Below are 4,170 nucleotides of genomic sequence, written 5' to 3'. Positions count from 1 at the left end.
GCCTCATTCAATCCGCCAAGGCCAAGGCTCGGGGTTACCGCACGCACAAGAACTTTATCAACATGGCCTACCTGATCCTGGGCAAGCTGGATCTCAGGCTACCCACTTGAAATGACGAGGAACCACTTTCCAAAAACAATATTGACAATTCTTCACAGGGATACAACACCATTACCCTTGAAGTGACTCCTTTACAAGCACAAGAAATTTTGGTTGCTCAAAAAAGCGGGGAAATCAGAATGGATTTACGTGGTAATGAAAAAAATTCAACATGGCCAAAGCGTAGTGTTTCCTTGCATGACATCATTGGTTATCCACCTATTCCTCCTGCAGGAGTGGAATATATAGCGGGTGGAACAACCTCGAACGGCCCAGCGGACATCACTAAAATATCCACTTCTGGACAGAAAAATGATGGAACGATTGAATCTAACCCGTCTTTCGAAGAGCACCACGATCAGGAGCACAGTGTCTCCCCTGCTGAACAAAAAATCCAATATTTACCGTTTTCCTATATTCCTCCTTTACCTCAGTCCTGACAGGAAATAGCCTCTGATGAAACCCGTTACCAATATTTTCACTGCGGCCATCTTATATATATCAACATTATCCGTAGCCACAGCAGATCCTCTTCTTAATCGATCAGAAAACATTTCGATGTATTCTGGTCAGGTCAAAATCATTCCGACCAGCACGATCAGAAGAGTCGCGGTTGGTAACGGTAAAATATTGAGCGTGACACTTGTAGATAACAAGGAATTATTACTCCTTGCAGAGGGTACTGGAGAAACCAATTTGCATTTATGGTACAAAAACGGAACAGAAAGTGCTGCTCGGGTAGTAATCGCTCCCAAAGATATTGGACATGCTGCGGACGAAATTTCAAGCTTGCTGACCGCCAGCCCCAACACTCAGGTCAGGATTGTCGGCGACAAAATCATCATAGATGGAAAAAACCTTTCTGAAGAAACTCTGTCTCGCATTGAAAAACTCAAAGCAGTTTACCCAAACGTGGTAAATCTCGCCGAAAAAGAACCCCTGCGAATGGAAAAAGTTGTTCTTCTGGATGTGCGGATACTTAAGATGAAAACAGATTTTTTCCGCAGTCTCGGGGTTAATTGGAATCAATCCATAGCCGGCCCACAAGCTGGAATTGTGGGTGATTTTACTTCTAATCCCTATTTCCGCATGGGAGTTCCAACCAGTAATGGTACAGGTGGGCCTTTAGCGAACTTCTCATTTCCTAATTCCGGAATCACTGATTTACCGCTAAAAGTGGCCCCATTTGCAAGTAACTTTGGCATCATAGCTTCCGTGGCTTCACGCATCAATTATGCGCTTCAAAATGGTGAAGCTTATGAGATTGCCAATCCAAAATTAAGCGCCAAAAGCGGCAGCAAGGAACCCGCTGAATTTCTTGCTGGCGGACAAATACCCATCCCACTGGCCATAGGCTTTGGTCAGACCTCAGTTATCTTTAAGGACTTCGGAATTCGACTGAAATTTTCACCCGTTGCCGATGATCGCCATAATGTGGGTCTCAAAATATTTACGGAAGTGAGCAACATTGACCCTTCACTGACGGTTGGCGGCGTGCCAGGATTTTTTACCAATCGCAGTCAAACAGAAATCAACCTGAAAGATGGTGAAACACTGGTAATGTCAGGATTGGTTGATCATAATCTTGCCAAAAATAGTAGCAAAATTCCCGGATTTGGAAACATACCAATTATTGGTTACCTTTTTAAGTCCGATGATTTCAGGGATAACGAATCCGAATTAGTTTTTCTAATTACCCCCACCGTGATCACAGCAGATTCACGCGAGAATATTGATGCTGATTCTCAGGCAAAATATCTCGAAAATATGTACCAACACAGATCAGATAAAGGACTTATTCGTTAGGAGAGAAGATCATGTTTCTGATCCGCGCATCACATCCCAAAACAGGAACCCAAATTATTGCACCCAGCGATGGGGTATGTCTCATGGGAAAGGCTGAGTATGCTCAATTACGTCTGGAAGGCTGGAACATTGGCAAAGAACATGCACGCGCTTACTTCGAGCACGGCGGAGTATATGTTGAAGGGCTCAGCAATTTCGCCACGATCATGGTCAATGGTGAACGCATGCGCGCCTATGGGCCAGTGGGTGCACAAGACGAAGTTGTTATCGCCGGATACTGTCTGCAGATCTTGCCCCGCTTTGACGACGAAATCTTAGAAGTCGACAAAGCCAATTCCGCAACGGCTCTTTTAAGTAATAAAATACCTTGTTCCATTGATATTCCATCCGATGCTGACTCACTTCTTACTCCTCGACAATTAACAACCATGGCATTGGACATTTCCAAAAATGATCAGATAGCTCGCCCTGTATACGACGCTCACTGGCTCAGCATGGTTCGGGAAGTACATGAATCAGTCCGTAGTCAGATGGATTTACGACGCATTGATCTCAGCACGCTTTCTACTGAAGAACTGCGCCGCATGGTGGGTGAACTAGTGCGCGAAATCGTCTGGCGCATGAATCTATCAGCGGACATTGATCGACAACGACTTGCCAAAGAAGTGCTGGATGAAGCCATTGGCCTGGGCCCACTGGAAGACTTTCTCGCTGATGAAAGCATTACTGAAATCATGGTAAACCGCTTTGACGAAATATTTATTGAACGGCAAGGAAAGCTACTGGCAGCGCCTGCCCTGTTCAGTAGTGAAATAGCCGTTCGTCATATTATTGATCGAATTGTTGCGCCTATCGGTAGACGCATTGATGAAAGCTCACCGTTAGTGGACGCGCGCCTTGCCGATGGCTCCCGTGTCAATGCTGTTATCCCGCCTTTATCCCTCAAAGGTGCCTGCATCACCATCCGCAAATTTTCCAAAAAACGTCTGCAGATGGAGAACATAATGGCTTATGAATCCATCGCACCCGATATGGCGCAATTTGTTCAGGTTTGTGTCCAGCAGCGTAAGAACATGATTATTTCCGGAGGAACAGGATCGGGTAAAACCACCCTGCTGAACGTACTTTCCAACTATATTCCCGAGCACGAGCGCATTGTCACTATTGAAGATGCTGCAGAATTGCGTCTCTACCAGCCAAACCTCGTTTCTCTTGAAGCCCGACCTGCCAATATGGAAGGAAAAGGACAAATACCAATTCGGGAACTGGTACGTAATGCCTTGCGTATGCGGCCCGATCGAATCGTTGTCGGTGAATGTCGCGGTGGTGAAGCACTGGACATGCTGCAAGCCATGAATACAGGGCATGATGGCTCTCTTACTACGGCTCACGCCAACAGCCCCCGCGATATGCTCTCCCGTCTGGAAGTCATGGTACTGATGGCAGGCATGGATCTACCACTCACCGCTATCCGGGAACAAATTGCTTCAGCAGTAGATGTCATCCTACAAATCACCCGTTTCTCCTGCGGCTCTCGCAAGGTCACCAGCATCTGCGAGGTAACCGGGACCGAGAGCGGAACCATCCAGCTGCAAGAGTTATTCACTTTCAAACAACAGGGTTACGACAGTGAAGGCAGAGTGCGTGGTGCATTCAGGGCGACAGGAGCTATACCAGAATTTTATGAAGTAATGCGCGAGCGGGGATTACCTATTGATCTCGGAATTTTCCAGACACCTGAACCACAACGTGGATTGGGAGCAGAACATTATGTTGCCTAGTTTTTATTTGTTTGATCGGACGGGTCCCACAGTAGTCGAGCAGATTGTCGCTATACCCCTTAGCGAAAGTGGGGTCAGTGCCGTAGAGTTTGCCATCACCCTGCCAACTCTACTGCTGGCCCTGCTCGGCACTTTTCAAGGAGCCCTTCTTTATCAGGCTCGCGCGCAATTTGAAGTGGCCAGTCAGGAGGCTGTGCGCGCAGGAACGCTGCACGGTGCGAACACTGAAGCAATCCGTGAAGCCCTGGCCCGTGGTCTGACACCTCTGTACTAAAGTTTCACCGTTTTTCCGCGAGGAAAATCGGCATGGTTAACAAAAATGTCGGTCATTAAATATTATTATTTATCTATGAATTATACTTATTTTGGCGCTATTTTGTTACCCTATTTTTCTTGTTTTATTTATTGTGAATCAGCCAGATAACGATGAATAGAACCGCCTTCCGTGATATAACTGTCTCTTATACACATCTCCGAGCCCAAG

4 protein-coding genes are annotated in these 4,170 nt (G+C 46.4%); all 4 read left to right on the top strand.

Going from position 1 to position 4,170, the window contains the following annotated elements:
- Window positions 1-239 precede the first annotated feature (239 nt).
- The 4 genes from H7F08_RS14930 to H7F08_RS14915 are packed head-to-tail and all read left to right on the top strand — an operon-like array spanning window position 240 to window position 3,960.
- Window positions 240-539 (top strand): hypothetical protein, encoded by a 300-nt coding sequence (locus H7F08_RS14930; protein ID WP_193640973.1) that lies wholly within the window; start codon window positions 240-242, stop codon window positions 537-539.
- Window positions 540-555: 16 nt separating this feature from the next.
- The gene (locus H7F08_RS14925; RefSeq protein WP_031568726.1) at window positions 556-1,905 is read left to right on the top strand and encodes a type II and III secretion system protein family protein; all 1,350 of its coding nucleotides are present in this window, start codon (window positions 556-558) and stop codon (window positions 1,903-1,905) included.
- Between the two features lie 11 nt (window positions 1,906-1,916).
- The gene (locus H7F08_RS14920) at window positions 1,917-3,686 is read left to right on the top strand and encodes an ATPase, T2SS/T4P/T4SS family (RefSeq protein WP_031568728.1); all 1,770 of its coding nucleotides are present in this window, start codon (window positions 1,917-1,919) and stop codon (window positions 3,684-3,686) included.
- Complete coding sequence (locus tag H7F08_RS14915; protein ID WP_227487910.1) at window positions 3,676-3,960, top strand: TadE/TadG family type IV pilus assembly protein; 285 nt, start codon at window positions 3,676-3,678, stop codon at window positions 3,958-3,960. Before H7F08_RS14920 ends, H7F08_RS14915 begins: the two co-directional genes overlap by 11 nt.
- Window positions 3,961-4,170 lie beyond the last annotated feature (210 nt).

It is taken from the genome of Acidithiobacillus sp. HP-11 (genome assembly GCF_015100075.1).
Classification (GTDB): domain Bacteria; phylum Pseudomonadota; class Gammaproteobacteria; order Acidithiobacillales; family Acidithiobacillaceae; genus Acidithiobacillus; species Acidithiobacillus thiooxidans.
The sequence above is the reverse complement of the archived record's forward strand: the minus strand, read 5'-3'. Positions and strand labels throughout refer to the sequence as shown.

Excerpts from the sequence above, each read along its gene's own strand:
- H7F08_RS14915 (WP_227487910.1), top strand. The coding sequence starts at position 3,676 with ATGTTGCCTAGTTTTTATTTGTTTGATCGGACGGGTCCCACAGTAGTC.
- H7F08_RS14930 (WP_193640973.1), top strand. The coding sequence starts at position 240 with ATGGATTTACGTGGTAATGAAAAAAATTCAACATGGCCAAAGCGTAGT.
- H7F08_RS14925 (WP_031568726.1), top strand. The coding sequence starts at position 556 with ATGAAACCCGTTACCAATATTTTCACTGCGGCCATCTTATATATATCA.
- H7F08_RS14920 (WP_031568728.1), top strand. The coding sequence starts at position 1,917 with ATGTTTCTGATCCGCGCATCACATCCCAAAACAGGAACCCAAATTATT.